This is a genomic window from Paenibacillus sp. strain BS8-2, from assembly GCF_054483835.1.
The window spans coordinates 3,272,506-3,291,091 of record NZ_CM137010.1 but is presented as its reverse complement, the minus strand read 5'-3'; the positions used below and the strand labels follow the sequence as shown (position 1 = coordinate 3,291,091).

Annotated in this window: 12 protein-coding genes; 4 read left to right on the top strand and 8 right to left on the bottom strand. The window is 49.1% G+C overall.

What is annotated here, in order from left to right; all coding sequences use genetic code 11:
- Positions 1–92 precede the first annotated feature (92 nt).
- From ACX1C1_RS14050 to gltB, 3 genes are all read right to left on the bottom strand, one after another.
- A complete protein-coding gene (locus ACX1C1_RS14050; protein WP_458952818.1) occupies positions 93–890 on the bottom strand; it encodes an ABC transporter permease in 798 nt (265 codons plus the stop codon).
- The gene (locus tag ACX1C1_RS14045) at positions 883–1,782 is read right to left on the bottom strand and encodes an ABC transporter ATP-binding protein (protein WP_458957681.1); all 900 of its coding nucleotides are present in this window, start codon (positions 1,780–1,782) and stop codon (positions 883–885) included. Before ACX1C1_RS14045 ends, ACX1C1_RS14050 begins: the two co-directional genes overlap by 8 nt.
- Positions 1,783–1,982: 200 nt before the next feature.
- Positions 1,983–6,587, bottom strand: coding sequence for a glutamate synthase large subunit (gene gltB / locus ACX1C1_RS14040; protein WP_458952817.1), 4,605 nt, complete (start codon positions 6,585–6,587; stop codon positions 1,983–1,985).
- Between the two features lie 549 nt (positions 6,588–7,136).
- Between gltB and ACX1C1_RS14035 the strand changes: the two genes are divergently transcribed.
- Positions 7,137–8,459, top strand: coding sequence for a stalk domain-containing protein (locus tag ACX1C1_RS14035; RefSeq protein WP_458952816.1), 1,323 nt, complete (start codon positions 7,137–7,139; stop codon positions 8,457–8,459).
- A gap of 12 nt (positions 8,460–8,471) precedes the next feature.
- On the opposite strand, the gene kapB is transcribed toward ACX1C1_RS14035, so the two are convergent.
- The gene (gene kapB / locus ACX1C1_RS14030; RefSeq protein WP_458952815.1) at positions 8,472–8,864 is read right to left on the bottom strand and encodes a sporulation phosphorelay system protein KapB; all 393 of its coding nucleotides are present in this window, start codon (positions 8,862–8,864) and stop codon (positions 8,472–8,474) included.
- A gap of 146 nt (positions 8,865–9,010) precedes the next feature.
- Here kapB and ACX1C1_RS14025 point away from each other — a divergent pair, with 146 nt between their 5' ends.
- Both ACX1C1_RS14025 and ACX1C1_RS14020 read left to right on the top strand, forming a co-directional pair.
- Positions 9,011–10,126 (top strand): MGDG synthase family glycosyltransferase, encoded by a 1,116-nt coding sequence (locus tag ACX1C1_RS14025; protein WP_458952814.1) that lies wholly within the window; start codon positions 9,011–9,013, stop codon positions 10,124–10,126.
- 80 nt (positions 10,127–10,206) lie between these two features.
- Positions 10,207–11,622 (top strand): malic enzyme-like NAD(P)-binding protein, encoded by a 1,416-nt coding sequence (locus ACX1C1_RS14020; RefSeq protein ID WP_458952813.1) that lies wholly within the window; start codon positions 10,207–10,209, stop codon positions 11,620–11,622.
- Between the two features lie 37 nt (positions 11,623–11,659).
- Here the strand turns inward: ACX1C1_RS14020 and ACX1C1_RS14015 are convergent, their stop codons facing one another.
- Complete coding sequence (locus tag ACX1C1_RS14015; RefSeq protein ID WP_458952812.1) at positions 11,660–12,934, bottom strand: MFS transporter; 1,275 nt, start codon at positions 12,932–12,934, stop codon at positions 11,660–11,662.
- 427 nt (positions 12,935–13,361) lie between these two features.
- Here ACX1C1_RS14015 and ACX1C1_RS14010 point away from each other — a divergent pair, with 427 nt between their 5' ends.
- Positions 13,362–14,012, top strand: a complete 651-nt coding sequence (locus ACX1C1_RS14010; protein ID WP_458952811.1) for a YqaA family protein — start codon at positions 13,362–13,364, stop codon at positions 14,010–14,012.
- Between the two features lie 133 nt (positions 14,013–14,145).
- Here ACX1C1_RS14010 and ACX1C1_RS14005 read toward each other — a convergent pair whose 3' ends face one another.
- From ACX1C1_RS14005 to ACX1C1_RS13995, 3 genes are all read right to left on the bottom strand, one after another.
- A complete protein-coding gene (locus tag ACX1C1_RS14005; RefSeq protein ID WP_458952810.1) occupies positions 14,146–15,228 on the bottom strand; it encodes a C40 family peptidase in 1,083 nt (360 codons plus the stop codon).
- 352 nt (positions 15,229–15,580) lie between these two features.
- Positions 15,581–16,453, bottom strand: coding sequence for a cation diffusion facilitator family transporter (locus ACX1C1_RS14000; protein WP_458952809.1), 873 nt, complete (start codon positions 16,451–16,453; stop codon positions 15,581–15,583).
- A gap of 290 nt (positions 16,454–16,743) precedes the next feature.
- Positions 16,744–18,363 carry an ABC-F family ATP-binding cassette domain-containing protein gene (locus ACX1C1_RS13995; RefSeq protein ID WP_458952808.1) on the bottom strand — a complete coding sequence of 540 codons (1,620 nt, stop codon included), beginning with the start codon at positions 18,361–18,363 and terminating at the stop codon, positions 16,744–16,746.
- Between the last annotated feature and the right edge of the window lie 223 nt (positions 18,364–18,586).

Here is an 18,586-nt window from a genome sequence, read left to right as displayed (position 1 = left end):
TACGTTATCGAGTTGAACGCCCTCAACCATTATCGATCGAACTTCGAATATGATTAAAGACGTTCGAGCCCAATTAACGTATCAATTGATATTTAGGCAGCTACATCACGTTTCTTGAAGACGTACCAGGTCAAAGCGATAAACAACAGGTAGTACACACTGAGGACAGCCAGGGAGAATCCAAGAGACATCCCTTCACTCATTGGATAATTGCCCAAATATTGCGTAAGGTTCATATGGACAAACAACACATAATCCACCCACTTGTAATCCACCAACATCAGTAATTGCGCAAAATTGTTAACGACTAACAGTAAAAACAATGCCATACCAATGGCCAGTCCGCTGCTCCGGAATATCGTCGAAAGCATGAAGGATAACGTGACTGTCACGACAGAAGTAATCAACGTTAGACCGTAATATTTGAGCATAAATACAAACGGCGAATCGTTACTTCCTTCCGGCACGATTCCGGCATCCTGCGATCCATTGCCAATTCCGAACAAAAGCCAGTTGACGAGCATCGTACTTGCGAAAAGCACAATCGCAAGCAAAATTGCGAAAAGCAAAACAGCAATATACTTGGACAATAATATTTTGGATCGTGACCAAGGTCGTATAAGGAGCAACTTAATGGTCCCTGTTGTAAATTCCTCCGCCACAGCACCTGCAGCAACAACGACCGTAAATATCGTTACCAGGAAAAAGAGGATGGAAGACTCCATGTAGGCTACTTCCCACATCGACGTTGTAGAACGATCCCCAAATGACAGCCATAGGACAGAGATCATAATCGTCAACACCAGCAGGATACCAAGCATGACAATAGTCCGCACTCGAAGATAAATTTTCAAATTTTCATTTCTGACTAATCCGCCGAAATCACCCAATACGTTCGCCTCCCGTCACTTCCAAGAATTGATCCTCGAGCGACTTCACATCTTCTCGGATGCCATATACGCTGATGCCTGCTCGTACGAGTTCCGCATTAGCAGCAGCCACGCCGGCTCTGTCACCGTGTATAACTACGAATCCGGTTGCTGCCAGCTCAGCCGCTTGTCCCGCCGTGATAAGTGCTTGCACAGCATCCTGAGGGAGGTCTACTTCTATTAACACTCTGCGCGTGATTAATGTCTCTTGGCTGCTCTGCAACGTTCTTACATCGATTAACTTTCCATTCTGGATGATCGCCACGCGATCACACATCAATTCCATCTCTGAGAGCAAGTGACTCGAAACGAATACCGCAATCCCTTCGTCCCTGGCCAGCTTGCGCAAGTAATCGCGTAGTTCGCGAATTCCAGCTGGATCAAGGCCGTTAGTCGGTTCATCGAGAATCAATAATCTTGGCTTATGTAGAACTGCTTGGGCAACCCCAAGTCTTTGGCGCATGCCGAGGGAATACGTTTTTACCTTGTCGTGTATTCGAGCTTCCAATCCGACAAGACTCACGACCTCTTTGACCCGATGCTCAGTCACGCCTGGCATCATACGAGCATAATGGAGCAGGTTTTGATAGCCTGTCAAATATTTGTACATCTCCGGATTCTCGACGATAGCACCTACGTGTTTGATTGCCAGCTCATATTCACTTTCTATGCTATGCCCTTCAATCTTGATTTCTCCTGCTGTCAGCGCCATCAAACCTACCATCATCCGAATCGTCGTTGTTTTGCCCGATCCATTAGGTCCGAGGAAACCAAAAACTTCGCCTCGCGGCAAATCAAGAGTCAATTTGTCGATAATCGTTCGATTGCCAATGCGTTTAGTTACGTCCCGCATTTGAACAATATAATCATTCACCACTTTCGCCTCCTTCTCATTCTATCTAACCTTACTTATGAAGTGAGCTTACGCCCAGCTATTCCAGTATATACGAAACAGGAATCGTTTGGTAGCTCGCGGTGTTCATGTTAACCATGATCAAAAAAAAGCTCGCAGCATGGTTCAATTTGAACCTGCTGCGAGCTTTGTATCGTCTATTATTTGCCGCCTGTGCGTGCAAGCTCGCGCTTATTCGCTTCGAACGCAGCAAGAAGTGCTTCTCCGCCTTGCAGTCCAGTGTCTTCCGCTTTACGAATTTGCTCAAGCATCCGTTTGTAGTCCTTAGGAATAACTTTCACAAATTTCACCAGCGAAGACTCCCAGTTTGCAAGTACATCCTTACCAACAGCACTTCCTGTGTAACGAACATGGTTTTCGATCAAGGCATGCAGCTCTGCAATATCCTCAGTTTCAACTAGTCGCTCCAGCAGCACCATCTCGAGGTTGCTGTTCTTCGTGAATTCACCCTTTGCATCGTACACATAAGCTACGCCACCGGACATACCGGCACCGAAGTTACGTCCCGTTTCGCCCAGAATAACGACTCTGCCGCCTGTCATATATTCGCAGCCGTGGTCGCCCACACCTTCAACTACGACGTTAGCGCCGCTGTTACGAACTGCGAAACGTTCGCCCGCGATACCACGAATGTACGCCTCGCCACCAGTAGCACCGTACAGAGCGGTATTACCTGTCACAACATTGTCTTCAGCTGCGAATGTCGACTTTGGCGACGGAGCAACGATAATTTTGCCGCCGGACAAACCTTTGCCGAAGTAATCGTTGGTGTCGCCTTCGACCGACAACGTAATGCCTTTCGGTACAAAAGCGCCAAAGCTTTGGCCGGCCGTACCGACAAAGTTATACCAGATTGTATCTTCCGGCAATCCCTTCGCGCCGTATCGTCTCGTCACTTCGGAGCCCAGAATCGTACCGACAACACGGTTCGTATTAAGAATTGGGAACGTACCTCGTACGCTTTCACCTTTCTCTAACGCAGCCGCAGCGTTCGGAACAAGCTGTTGAATATCAAGCGACAGCTCAAGACCGTGATTCTGTTCTTGTACGTTGTAGCGGAATGCTCCTTCCGGAATCTCTGCTTCGTACAAGATACCTGAGAGGTCCAGGCCTTTCGCTTTGTAGTGCTCAACCAATTGTTTTGTCTCAAGACGATCTACGCGGCCGACCATCTCTTGAATCGTACGGAAGCCGAGCTCTGCCATAATTTCACGAAGCTCTTCTGCGATAAAACGCAGGTAGTTAACAACGTGGGACGGATCGCCCATGAACTTAGCGCGCAGTTCTGGATTCTGAGTAGCGACGCCGACTGGGCAAGTATCCAGTTGACATACACGCATCATTACGCATCCAAGCACGATCAATGGAGCAGTAGAGAAGCCGTATTCTTCGGCACCCAGCAACACAGCGATCGCTACGTCGCGTCCATTCATCATCTTGCCGTCGGTTTCGATAACGACACGATCGCGCAGCTTGTTCAGCATCAGAGTTTGGTGAGTTTCGGCAAGACCTAACTCCCAAGGCAGACCCGCATGGCGGATAGAACCCATTGGAGAAGCACCCGTACCACCGTCAAAGCCGCTGACCATAATTACATCCGCGCGGCCCTTCGCAACACCAGCTGCAATTGTACCTACGCCAACCTCGGATACAAGCTTCACGTTAATACGAGCACGCGGGTTAGCGTTCTTGAGATCGTGGATCAGCTCAGCCAAATCCTCGATCGAATAAATATCATGATGCGGCGGCGGAGAAATGAGTCCAACGCCCGGCGTCGAGCCACGTACTTCGGCAACCCAAGGGTATACCTTAAGGCCTGGCAATTGACCGCCTTCACCTGGCTTAGCGCCTTGTGCCATCTTAATTTGGATCTCGTCAGCGTTGACAAGATAGTTGCTTGTTACGCCGAAGCGGCCCGAAGCAACTTGCTTGATCGCGCTGCGGCGAGAATCGCCGTTAGCATCAGGGATGAAGCGCGCCGGATCTTCGCCGCCTTCGCCTGTGTTGGACTTGCCGCCCAGACGGTTCATCGCGATCGCTAAGCTTTCGTGTGCTTCCTTGCTGATGGATCCGAACGACATCGCACCTGTCTTGAAACGTTTCACGATGGACTCAACGGATTCTACTTCATCCAAAGATATGGACTGACCGCCCTTCTTGAAGTCAAGCAACGAACGAAGCGTTAGATGTTTGCGATTCTCGCCTTGAATAAGGGCAGAGAACTTCTTGTACAGCTTGTAGTCGTTCGCACGCGAAGCCATTTGAAGCGTATGGATCGTCTGTGGAGTGAACAGATGGTCCTCTCCGTCCTTACGCCATTGATAGTCGCCGCCGGAATCCAATTCCTTCTCGGAGCCTTCCTGCTCGGCATAAGCACGGTTATGATGCTTGAGCGTTTCTTCCGCGATGACATCCAGTCCGATGCCGCCGATACGGGAAGGCGTCCAAGTGAAGTATTCGTTGATAACATCTTCACGCAGGCCAAGCGCTTCGAAGATCTGAGCTCCACGATACGATTGAATCGTCGAGATCCCCATCTTGGACAATACTTTAACTACGCCCTTCGTCGCGCCTTTGATGAAGTTCTTAACAGCTTTCTCGTGCGATACGCCTCTTAGCATACCTTGGCGGATCATATCGTCAAGCGATTCGAATGCCAGATACGGGTTAATCGCATTAACGCCATAACCAAGCAACAAAGCAAAGTGATGAACTTCTCTCGGCTCACCGGATTCCAGCAAGATAGCTACCTTCGTACGCGTGCCTTGGCGGATCAGATGGTGGTGCAGAGCGGATACGGCAAGAAGCGCAGGAATAGCTGCGTTCTCCTTGTCGACATCGCGGTCAGACAGAATTAGCATATTATGGCCTTTGCCAATGACACGATCAGCCGCTTCGCACATCGTCTTGAGCGCGGTACGCAGTCCTTCTTCGCCTTCGCTAGCCGTGAAGAAAATCGGAAGCGTGATCGACTTGAATCCAGGACGACGCACATGCCGCAGCTTGGCGAACTGCTCATTGGACAATATTGGCGTGTCGAGCTTAATATGACGGCAGCTCTCAGGCTCTGGGTTCAGCAAGTTGCGTTCTGGTCCGATTGTTGTGCCCGTCGATGTAATGATCTCTTCACGGATCGCATCAATTGGCGGATTCGTTACTTGAGCGAACAGCTGCTTAAAGTAGTTATACAAACGCTGTGGACGTTCCGACAATACGGCAAGCGGAGCATCGTAACCCATGGAAGCAATCGGCTCTTGGCCGCTGCCAGCCATTGGCTCCAGCACCTTGCGAATATCTTCGAACGTGTAACCGAACGCTTGTTGACGCTGCTGAACCGTATCGTGGCTTGGTTCTGGCAGCTCAGGCGCTTCAGGCAAGTCATCGAGGTTTACGAGATGCTCATCCAGCCATTCACGGTATGGATGCTCGGATGCGATAGCTGCTTTAACCTCTTCATCAGAGATAATACGTCCTTGCTCCGTATCAACAAGAAGCATACGACCAGGACGCAAACGATCCTTGTACAGAATGTCTTCCGCAGGAATATCCACTACGCCGGCTTCGGAGCCAAGAATAATGTGGTCATCCTTCGTCACGTAATAACGTGCTGGACGGAGTCCGTTACGGTCGAGGACAGCACCAATCTGAGTTCCGTCAGTAAAGCCCATTGCTGCCGGTCCATCCCAAGGCTCGATCAGGGTGCTATGATATTCGTAGAATGCCTTGCGATCGTCGTCCATACTCTCATTGCCGGACCATGGCTCTGGTACCATCATCATCGCCACATGCGGCAAGGAACGGCCGGATAAATGCAAGAATTCGAGCGTATTGTCAAACATCGCAGTATCAGAACCGTCAGGGTTAATGATTGGCTTGATCTTCTCAAGATCATCGCCGAACAGCTCAGATGCGAACAACGTCTGACGTGCATGCATCCAGTTCACGTTACCGCGAAGTGTGTTAATCTCCCCGTTGTGAATCAGATAATGGAACGGATGCGCGCGTTCCCAGCTCGGGAACGTATTTGTACTAAAACGGGAATGCACTAAAGCCATAGCAGACACAACCGTCTCGTCGTTCAATTCTACATAGAACGAACGCACTTGTTCTGTCGTCAACATCCCTTTGTAAACAATTTTCTTGGACGATAGGCTAGAGAAGTAGAACATATTGCCTCCGTCTTTGCCTGCATAACGAATCGCAAGCTCAGCGCGTTTGCGAATGACGTACAGCTTGCGCTCGAACGCAAGCGTATCTGCAAGCGATGCGTCTTTGCCGATGAACAGCTGACGAACGAATGGCTTAACCGCCAGCGCGGATTCGCCTAGCTTCTCGTCGTTTGTTGGCACTGTACGCCAACCAATTAGAGTCTGACCCTCTTCAGCTATGATGTTCTCCACTTCGCGCTCGATGGCGGCACGAGCCGTATCGTCATGCGGCATGAAGATCATGCCTGTGGCGTATTCGCCTTCCTTCGGAAGCGCGATGCCTTGTTTCTCAAGCTCCGCAGAGAAAAATGCATGCGGGATCTGAAGCAAGATACCCGCTCCATCGCCCGTATTCGGTTCGCTTCCCTGACCGCCGCGATGCTCCATGTTCTCGAGCAGATGCAGCGCCTGGCGAATGACCTTATGCGATTTGACCCCTTTAATGCTGGCTACAAAGCCCATTCCGCACGCGTCTTTCTCGAACTGTGGATCATATAGTCCTTGCTTAGGCGGCAATCCCAAAATATGTTCTTTCATTGTAGTCTGCAACCTCTCTATCAGAAGATTTTTGGGTAAGCAATACAAATTCCAGACGCTACGGATCTTGTCGATCCTTGGCCCCTGAGGCGCGCACCGCGCCAGAAATCTAGGAACTTTTCCCGCATTTATTGCGCATGGAGATCCCGCGTGGATATAAATCCGTTTTGATCACTTAATTGGCTTCATTTTTGGCTTGGTTTATCATAGAATGGTAGGGGACGAGGCTCATCTGCCTGCTCCTTTCCACCCAGTTGCCATACCGATGCTAAGCGATTATTATATGATTTTAACATCAGGGCAAATCGGAATCAATTTAATATTTTTATTAGGACCAAAGAAATTATTAGTTACGACTAAAGCGGGACCGGATTTGGGCTTTTTGTGCTTGCAGAGCCATTCGACAAGAGTCGCCTTTATTCGCAACCTTTGGTTTCATGCATTTTCAAGTTTTCATTAACTAGTCAAACTTTTTGAACAACTTCTTAAAGACCATTTTAGCAAAAGGATGTGTACAGATTGCATAGTAAATTCAGGAAAATGCTTCAAATGAGCGCGTTAAGCGTATTGAGCGTGGCGCTGTTAACGCCTGCAGGCGCTGCTACAGCAGCAGAAGCAACGGCTGTCTCCGCTGCGAACAGTACATATGATATTGTCGTACTTGGAGATTCACTTGCAGCCGGGTACCAAATGGGCTTTACCGAGAAGTCCGTGCCCTACGGATTCGCCGAACATATTTTTGAACAAGCATTGTTCCATGGATTGAGGGCGGATTACGTCAATTATGGAGTGATTGGTCTTCGGACGGAGGGATTAGCCGCATGGATTGAAGCTTCCGCAGCAGGAAAAGCAGTAACGGAAGCAGACGTGCAGCCTGGTCTGAGTGATAAGGATCCAAGGACTGAGCAAATTTTCGCAGATTGGACGGGCTCGCTTGCAGGAGACCTCCGCAATGCCGAAACGGTGCTCGTCTCTATTGGCGGCAACGATTTCCTGGGGCTCGTTAACGAATTGGGGACCGCAACTGACGTTAATAGCTTACCGGCCAACGAGAAAGCTCAGCTGACAACCAAGCTAGACGCACTGATTAATAATTATATTGTTAAGCTAGATGGGATTTTGAACACGATCGACAAGCTGCAGCCAAACGCCGAAGTGGTGATCGGCAATCAATACTTGCCGCTGCCGACGATCGTCCTGAATGGAAAGGTCAACTATGTAGGTGTCAAACCATCCACAGCTCTTTTCCTTAAGGAAGGACAAACCAAATTGAATACGCAGCTGGTCAAGCTCGTCAAGGAGCATACCGATCAAGGGGAACTGATTAAGATAAGCGATGCCGCAGCCGCGATCGAAAATAATATTAGAACATATACGACAATTGCCGAAGGTGACATTCATCCAACTGAGAAAGGGTATGAGGCGCTAGGCAAAGCATACGCCCAACAATTGTGGGGAGCCTTCAAAACCGTACAACCTCGCAAGACCGGCGTTCCGATCTCCGTCGTTGTTAACGGAAAAGAAATTCTATCTGATTATGCGCCCGTCATCAAAAATGATCGAACATTCCTCGCCGTACGCGATATTACGGAAGCTATGGGAGCAAAACTTGATTGGAATGCAAAAACTTCGACCGCAACGATCACTGTAGGTGGAAGCACAGTCGTCATTACCGTTGGCGCAAAGACAATCATGATTGATGGCCAAACAATCCCGCTCAAGGCCGATCCTGCTTACCTTCAGCAATTCCCTGCTACTAAAGGTAAGCCGGCCGAAAGCAAAACGTATCTGCCGCTTGCCGCCTTGTCGGAAGCACTTGGCTTCCAGGTGGAGTACCGCCATGAGAAACGAATTGCCTTCATTAATAGTTAAGATTTAATCACCCTATAATTTGTATTCCTTCTCCAGTTGACGGATCGATTCGAGCGCCTTGCCCGTCCAGCGATTCAGACGGTCTAGTGCTTGAATCGATCCCATCACTGCCGCCTTCAAGGACTCGTAGTAATTCGGCACATCGCCTGTATGGGGAGCTATATCTCTGAGCAGCACCGTTGTTTTCTCTGTGTAGCTCAATGCACGTCGCTCATGAAACATCGGTACATCAGGATTGTATGGTTGATGTAGGTCTCCTTGCTCAGGATGCTCCAGTACTGCAAGCACCTTCACTAACGCCCTAGGACCGTTAATCTCCATGAGCTCGGCAATGTAACGCCCTGATCGGACCTCCGCCTGAACAATATCTCCAGCCTGCAAGTCATTAGCTTCTCTGTTTATCATTATGGTATCCACATTCCTTCCGGCTTTATGTAATCATTCATTTAACTTTACTGTAAAATACGCTTAATTTCTAGGCAAGATACATATCCATGCTTGTATTAACCTTACACCAGAAGTAATATGGAAATAGAAAAGTAGGTGAGGATATGCGCAAGAAGAGGGTGCTCCTTCTTTCCGAAGGTTTCGGCTCCGGCCATACGCAAGCAGCCTACGCACTCGCTGTTGGACTCAAGCAGCTGCACCCTAACATCTCAGCTAGGGTAATCGAACTAGGGAAATTTCTGAATCCCGTCATAGGCCCATGGATCGTATCTGCCTATCGCAAGACCGTAAGCAGTCAGCCCAAGATGGTTGGAATGATGTATCGAAGCAATTATAAGAAACCAACCAACCGCTTCGCTCAGCTTGCACTGCATCGGGTATTTTATACTCAGACTTCGCAAGTAATCGCTCAGCTTAAGCCTGACTTGATCATATGCACGCATCCCGTACCTAGCACTGTAGTTGCGAGGTTGAAACGATTGGGTCTGGATATGCCCTTGTATTCGCTGATTACTGATTACGACGCACATGGCTCGTGGGTCAACCCAGAAGTCGACCAATACCTCGTTTCGACGCAACATGTAAAGCAACGTCTGGTGGATAAAGGTGTTGCGCCAGAGAGGGTCAATGTAACTGGGATCCCCGTACATCCAAGCTTTTGGGTCAAGCACGACCGGGCTGAGGTCCGGGAGCAATTCGATCTTCGAGACATGCCGACGGTGCTGGTCATGGGCGGCGGATGGGGAATTCTTTATGAGGATAATGCATTATCCTACATGACCAAATGGCGTGAAACCACGCAGTTGATTTTCTGTGTCGGCTCCAACGAGAAGATGAAAGAGAAGCTGCTTGCCGATCCCATGTTCCAGCATCCCAACATTCGAATTATGGGATTTACGCGAGAAGTAAGCAAACTAATGGACGCCGCCGACCTGTTGGTCACCAAACCAGGTGGCATGACCTGCACAGAAGGCATGAGTAAGGCACTGCCTATGCTGTTCTACGAACCGATTCCTGGTCAGGAAGAAGAAAATTGCGAGTACTTTATCAATTTTGGATTCGGTGAGATGTTGAGTTCCAATGATACAGTAGACCGGTGGTTCAAGCACATACACGACCACGAGAACGCCAGTCGCTTCCGCGAGCTGCTATTGCAGAAGCGAGACGAACAATACGATGCGCTGAAATGCCCAAATGCCGTGCTGCAGAACATGCAGTGACGGCATTATTTTTCCTGGAGCATGGGAAGATTAGAGGTTATGCGGATTAAACCAAAATGCCTGAGGGAGTGAATCCTAAGATGAGTTCATCAATGACAGACGGTAAAACGATTATATTACGGCTGGAAATCGATACGAATGTTGCCCAATTCGGTAAAGCGGCTACAGCGATCGAGGGAGCTAGAGGCGATATCGTCGCCATGGACGTCATCCACACGGACAAAAATATGAGCGTGCGCGACCTCACGGTCAAAATAACGGAGCAAGGCGCCACCGAACGACTGACGGAAGCCCTCAAGCACTTAGATGGCATAAGACTCCTGCACGTTTCAGACCGCACCTTCCTGCTCCATCTTGGCGGCAAAATTACGATCCAACCTAAGACGCCTATTCAGAATCGTGACGATCTGTCTCGTGTCTACACGCCAGATGTTGCACGCGTCTGCGAGGCGATCCGCGAGGAGCCGTCCAAGGCACATACCTTGACGATTAAGCGTAACACGGTTGCCGTTGTCTCTGACGGAAGCGCAGTCCTCGGGCTTGGCAATATTGGCCCTTACGCGGCTATGCCCGTGATGGAAGGCAAGGCGATGCTGTTCAAACAATTCGCCGACGTAGACGCGTTCCCTATCTGTCTGGATACGCAGGACACGGAAGCTGTAATTGCCGCCGTCAAAGCTTTAGCGCCAGCCTTCGGCGGAATTAATCTAGAAGATATTTCTGCGCCGCGATGCTTTGAGATCGAGCAGAGACTTCGCGAAGAATTGGATATCCCCGTGTTCCATGACGATCAGCATGGGACTGCCGTTGTTCTTTATGCAGGGCTGCTGAACGCACTTAAGCTGACTGGGCGCTCACTTGCTAATGCGAAGATCGTCGTCTGCGGGATCGGAGCAGCAGGCACCGCATGCACCAAGATGCTCATAGCCGGAGGAGCCAACCATATTATTGGCGTCGATCGCGCCGGCATCTTGAATGCCGACGAACGTTACGACAATGCTATGTGGCAATGGTACGCAGACAACACGAACCCTGAACGTCGCAAGGGCGGACTTGCCGAAGCGCTTCTTGATGCCGATGTATTTATCGGCGTGTCTGCAGGAAAGCTGCTGAATCGAGAACATATTCTGAGCATGGCCCCAGACCCGATCGTATTCGCGATGGCTAACCCGGAACCGGAGATTCGCCCTGAGCTAGTAGAGGATATCGTCGGCGTGTTCGCCACCGGACGGTCCGATTATCCCAATCAGATCAATAACGTATTGTGTTTCCCTGGAATTTTCCGTGGTGCGTTAGACAGCCGCTCCCGAATTATCAATGAAGAAATGAAGCTCGCCGCCGCCGAAGCGATTGCTTCTGTTATTAGCGACGACGAGCTTAGCAGGATGTACATTATTCCAAGCGTATTTAACTCCAAGGTCGTGGAGGAAGTGCGAAAGAGAGTGATAATCGCGGCTCAGAACAGCGGAGTATCACGCCGCAAACAACGTGACTAATCATACTATGGAGGCAGCTAGTCAAGCTGAATGTTGACTAGCGGCTTCCGCTTGGGGATGTTGCAGACGTTGAGCTAGTGCCAGTGACTTTTGCGCTCGAGCTTTCAGCCCTCTTCTGTTTGAGCAGGAGAGACAAGCCCGCCGCAAATATTATGACGCCCGTTGCGACAAATATCCAATTCAGTCCCAAGAATAAACCTAACAGACCGCCAAGCAGCGGGCCCAGCATGGAGCCGAACTGATTGGCGCTTGCTGTAAGGCCGAAGGACCTGCCTCTAAACTGCTCGTCGGTACTTTGCACCATAAGTGTATTGACGATTGGAACAACCCCCGCCATAAACAAGCCGAATATAAATTGTACCAGTGCGAACACCCATAACGATTCCACAAAATATTGCGTACATACGACCGATCCCGCCGTCAACAGACAGAACACGAGAATCCGATAATAACCTTTGCGTTCTCCTAAGCGGCCCCATACTGGAGAGGCGACAATACCTGCGACACCAATCAGCGACAAAACCAGCCCCGCTGACAGCATGGCTCCCTTCTCTCCGCCAAGATCAGCAATATGCAGCACGAGCTGAGGCTGAATCATATTAATAGACAATTGGAAAACAACCAAAACCAACAACATACCCATTAACGTCTTATTACGGAATGCCATCCGATAAGTATACGGCTCCAGCTTCTTAACAGGTTTACCTGTTGCTTCTGCCGGCTTCACCTCTGCAGTCTTGCCTTCTCTCACCCAGAAAACTACGGCAAAGCTGGCTGCCAAAATAATGAACGAAGCGGCGATAAACGAATGCCGGATGCCGAACAATTCCGCGAGACCGCCACCGAACAGTGGACCCAGAATACCCCCAGTCATCGTGCCCGCTTGCATCAAACCAAGACTAGGACCGAGCTTCTCCTTAGGTGCAATCGTTGCAACGATGGACATAGACGCCGGCACGAAGCCTGCTGCGAAACCTTGCAGCATACGCACTCCGACTAGTTGCCACGGTGTGTGTACAAATGAATACAGTGCGTAGATGGCTGCCAGACTGAATCCGGCACGCATCACCATCTTGCGTTTGCCATATTTGTCTGCCATCAGCCCCCATAGAGGAGCCATTACCGCCCCCATTAAGAATGCAGAAGAGTGGACGATGCCTGCCCACAAGTTCACTGAGCTCTTGTCCACTCCCAGATCGAACAAAAACAAAGGAAGAAACGGGACCGACATTGTATAGCTGGAGCTGCAGAACAACACACCAAACCATAAGATCCACATCGTTCGTTTCCATGGTTCCATACGTATTCGCATACTTCACTTGCTCTCCCTTCACCAACTACAGTCCATTTACGAGCTAACTCAATTCTTTCGTCCGCGAACCTTTACAATAATTAAACTATACGCCTCTATCCTCATAACTTCAAAATCAAATAAATGCAGGAAATGCAAGGGAAACGGATGCTTCGTAAACGTAAAGCCCCATAATCGGGTTATTCGTCGATATCAAGGAGAATATGAGGGACTATTATGATAAACATTGGATGAAACCTATTCACCCAAGTTGACGTAACACCTATTTGAATTGCTTTCGCATTGTGATCAAGCTTGCCACTGTGTCTGCATGAAGAGCGACGAAAGCGTTATAATAAACCCGTCAAACTGACGTTAACATGCTCCGTACGAGGCGCAAGCGAGCCCATATAAAGCCTTAAGAGTTGAACAAAAAGGAGCCTACTTCATGTTTCAAGCTATCATTGATTTCCTGGAAGACTACGGCCCCTGGGGATTATTTGTCCATTCTTTTCTCGATGCGATCATCTTCCCGATTCCGGCATTTTTCACTCAAGTTTCGTTAAGCCTACTTAATCCATCATCTGCCTTATGGCTGGCTACCGTTGGTTATATCGCTTGTCTGCTTGGAACGCCTATCGGTTACATGATCGGCAAATTAATGGGCAAGTCCGTATTATACCGAATCCTCAAGAAGGAATGGATTGATGCCGCAACGGATCGATTCCAAAAAAGCGGCGAAGCCGCCATCCTGATTGGTTCGTTTACCCCTATCCCTTTCAAAGTATTTACGATTCTCTCCGGTTGCCTTAACTTTCCGCTATGGCGTCTAATCGGCTACGCTGCACTTGGCAGAGCAGTCAAGTTTTACGTCGTGGGCGCTTTGTTCTACATTTTTGGTCGCACAGCGGAAACGATGGTCAAGGATGTTTCCTTATATATTTTCCTCGGAGGCGTTCCGCTCATCGTATTGTTTTTGTTTATCCGAAGCAAACGCCGCAAGCGTAAGCAAGCAAAACTCGATTCCGAGATGCATCAAACCTCCCACACCACACAACAGCAGCCGTCTAATGCGGTTGATATCAGTAACGATATCTAATCCAACAAGTTCTTTCTTATTCGTCAAAAAAAAGCTGTCGCCGATTGGCTCCACTCCCGTGGAATCGAATCGGCGACAGCTTTTTGGTTTCTTTCGCAATTGTTGAACACTACAGCCTGTCCAAACTCAGCTATTACAACGCGCTTCCTCCATAGAGGAAACGATACTCCCAAGCCGTACCCATAATGTCGTTGGTTCTTACGCCGCCGCTTTCGTTGGAATACGTATGAAGCACTTTCCCGTCGCCGAGATAGATCCCGACATGCGTAATTCGCTGGCTTGATTTGTCTACACCGCTATAAGAAGATTTACTGCTGCCTTTGTAGGACATAAAGAACATCAGATCGCCGCGTTTCAATTGGCTGATGCTTGTCACCGCGTTACCTTTGTTCTTCACGTATGTGCCTTGTTGGCGCGAATCTGCCGGCAATGTAACGCCCAAAGCAACCTTGAAAATGTGTTTCGTGAAGTCCGAGCAATCAAACGTTGTTGTCGTATTGCGGTTAGAACCATATTCGTATGGCGTTCCGAGATACTTCATGCCTGTAGCAATCATTTTGTCCACAGATGCATTTGCTGTTCCTGTCGAAGAACCTGGTTGATCAACATTGTCAACCACTGATTCTCCGGAATTGCCGCTTCCTGCATCTCCACCAGTACTTGTCGATTCTCCGACCGTAATATATTGCGATTGGGAAGATACGTATCCTGTAACGCCCTTGGAATCAATTACTTTATACCAGCCGCTGCTTGGCTGCGATACAACGCTAACTTCTTCCCCTGCTTTCAAGTAACGAAGCCTAGTATAAGAAGTTCCCGGTCCCTTCCGGAAGGATACAGACTTCTTGATCACGCCATTAAGCGAAGCTACAGCGCCCGGAGTTTCTGTTTCTGTTTCTGTTTCTGTGCTTTCCGTAATTTCGGAGCCCATCTCTGTATATTTCGTAGATGCGGAGATATATCCCGTTTTTCCGCTGGAATCACTAACCTTGTACCAGCTGCCGGTTTGTTCGAGCACGCTGATCTGCTCACCTTTCTTAAGCATCCGAATGACAGAAGCGGAAGATGAAGGTGCAGTACGCATATTCACCCCCCATATTACTTCGGCGGAAGTTGCGGCATTGGCCACTGGTGCCGGCAATGCTGCCATCGAACCAAATAATAATGCGGCGGATAATGTTGCGGTAACGACTTTATATTTGACTGTTGATCTCATGAATGTTGTGCCTCCTCTGGGATTCTGGTTGAACGGTGCCTTATCTGGCGCCCAAACCCATTGTAAGTGGATACCAGCAGGACAGGCATCGTCCCATGTTCCTAAAAGGAGGAGTCCCGGCATGGGAGCAATGAATTACCCTTTTTTACTAAGAAAAAATTAATAAAAGGCATCCCCGCCCATGGGGATGCCTTCCTTGGAAAAGCTCGCTAATCGCCGAATCCTTACAGCCCCTTGAGCTGAGAGCCATATGCATCTTCTCAGAAACATTAGGACCTTCTCATATAGGCGCTAGGACTTTTGACTCATTTTTATGCAATTCTGCTGGACTATGGTCATAATTACCACGTCCTTAATCCAGTGGCTCGACGTGGACATGAACACTCAGAATGTTATGTTTGCGCCCCATATTTCGTTCGATTTCATCGCAGATTTGATGGCTCTCGACAAGTGTCAGCTCAGGATCAACTTGTACGATTACATCAACTAACACGTTGCTGCCATGAATTCGCGCTTTAATATCTTTGATACTCTTTACACCCTTGATTCGGGCAATCGTCGCACGCAAAGTATGCAGTTCCTTTTCGTCGAAGCCGTCCGTAAGCGCGTGCGTTGAGCTATAGAAGATCTCCCAGGCGGTCTTGCAAATAATAAGACCTACAGAAAGTGCAGCAACAGGGTCAAGCCACGGCATACCAAATTGTGAAGCGATGATGCCGATTGCCGCGCCTATGCTGACCATTGCATCCGATAAGTTATCTTTGGCGGCCGCCATCAACGCTTTGTTATTGATCCGTTTGGCCAACCTGCTGTTGTACCAATACACGCCTAACATACAGACAGCAGAGAACACAGCTACCCATGCCGCCATAATATTAGGTGTCTCACGATCGCCTTGGAACAATGATTGCCCTGCCGTGATTAGTACCTGAAGGCCTACGCTTGCCATAATAAAAGAAGCTATCAATGCGGCGATGGTCTCCGCGCGGAAGTGCCCATATGGATGATCCTTGTCCGGGGGCTTCTGCGAGATACGAAGTCCGATCAGAACCGCTACTGAAGCTACGATATCCGTAAGATTGTTAAAGCCGTCCGCCACAAGCGCTCCCGAAACGAACCAATAACCGATCCAGAGCTTTAGTGCCGACAATGCGAGATATGCCGCGATGCTTACCCATGCGCCTCTTTCGCCTTGTTTGATTTCTTCATACTGATTCAACTCCATTGCCTCCTGCCACTCATCATTCCTATTGTTCGCACACTCACCAAAGTCTAACGGTTACCATCATACCCGACCAATCCCTTGTGGGTCTAGAGAAACAGTGTTGACTATATGCGAGCTTTTATGCACCGGGGCAACACACTTGGCTTGGACAAAAACTAACAAAGCGAACCGGCTACGCCATCCTTTAAAAGACGGGGCGCGTTTCATTGCGAGAAATATAGAAAAAGGATTTCAAAGAAAAAACAAGCCGCCAAAGGAACAAACCTTGGCGACTTGTGAAGAAGTTATGGTTACACCGAATACATGCGCTCGCGCAATTCTTTGATCTCTGCGCTCTCGAGGTATTCGTCGTATGTTGTCATTCTATCGATGACACCATTAGGTGTAATCTCGATGATACGATTGGCTACGGTCTGTACGAACTGATGGTCATGCGATGTGAATAGAATCGTACAATCCGTATCCATCAGTCCGTTATTCAGCGCGGTGATGGATTCGAGGTCCAAGTGGTTGGTTGGCTCATCAAGAATAAAGACGTTGGCGCCTTCCAGCATCATCTTGGACAACATGCAGCGAACCTTCTCGCCACCGGACAATACACTTGCTTTCTTCATTGCATCGTCACCTGAGAATAACATACGACCCAGGAAACCGCGGAGGAAGGTTTCGTCCGGATCCTTGGAGTACTGGCGCAGCCACTCTACCAAGTTCATGTCCACACCTTCAAAGTACTTCGAGTTGTCCTTAGGGAAATATGCGCGAGTCGTCGTTACGCCCCACGAATACGAACCCTCTTCCGGCTCAAGCTCGCCAGCGATCAGCTGGAAGAACGTTGTTTTTGGCGCGCCGTTCGGGCCGACAAATGCGACTTTATCACCTTTGTTGATGGCGATAGTCATGTTGTCGATGACCTTTTCACCGTCGATCGTTTTGGTCAGACCATCCACAAGCAGCAACTGCTTACCTGCTTCACGCTCACCTTTGAACAGAATGAACGGATATTTACGATTGGACGGACGAATGTCGTCCAGCGTAATTTTGTCGAGCAGCTTCTTACGGGAAGTCGCTTGCTTCGATTTGGATTTGTTGGCACTGAAGCGTTGAACAAACGCCTGCAGCTCTTTTATTTTGTCTTCTTTTTTCTTGTTCTCGGAACGTTGCAGAGCCAGTGCAAGCTGGCTGGACTCGTACCAGAAATCATAGTTGCCTACGTACATAACGATCTTGCCGAAGTCGATGTCGGCGATATGCGTACATACCGTATTCAGGAAGTGACGGTCATGGCTGACCACGATAACAGTGCCTTCATACCGAGAGAGGAAATCCTCCAACCAGCGAATGGATTCGATGTCGAGATGGTTGGTAGGCTCATCGAGCAGAAGAATCTGCGGTGCTCCGAACAAAGCCTGCGCTAACAAGACGCGTACCTTTTCGTTGCCGTCCAGATCGGACATCAGCTTGTCATGAAGCTCGGTTGTAATGCCTAGACCGTTTAGCATCTCTGCAGCTTCGGATTCCGCTTCCCAGCCGTTCATGTCGGCGAACTCGGCTTCGAGTTCACCGGCGCGCATGCCGTCTTCGTCCGTAAAGTCAGCTTTAGCATACAGCGCGTCCTTCTCCTTCATGACCTCATAAAGCTTCTTATGACCCATGATCACCGTTTCGAGCACTCTGAATGTATCGTATTCGTAATGGTTCTGCTTGAGGACTGCCAGGCGCTCGCCAGGCGTAATGTGAACCTCACCAGAGGATTGTTCCACTTCGCCGGATAGAATCTTAAGGAATGTAGACTTGCCTGCACCGTTTGCGCCGATCAAGCCGTAACAGTTGCCCGGCGTAAACTTGATATTCACATCTTCAAACAGCGGTCGCTTCCCGAAACGAAGCGTAATGCCACTTGTACTAATCATCTTACTTATCCCGTCCTTCACTGCTTATTAAAGGTTGCCCTTATCGTGGTTGTTTCAACTGCCGCTTCACCTTATGCGATAACTTTATGCCAAACAAAAGGGCAGCGCGCATATTCTCGAACTATTATAGCACAGTCGGCGCCGGAAACGAACGCGATAATGGCAGAAACCTCCGCCTTTCGCATAGAAAACTGCGAAATTTAGGCAAGAGGTTTCCGTAATC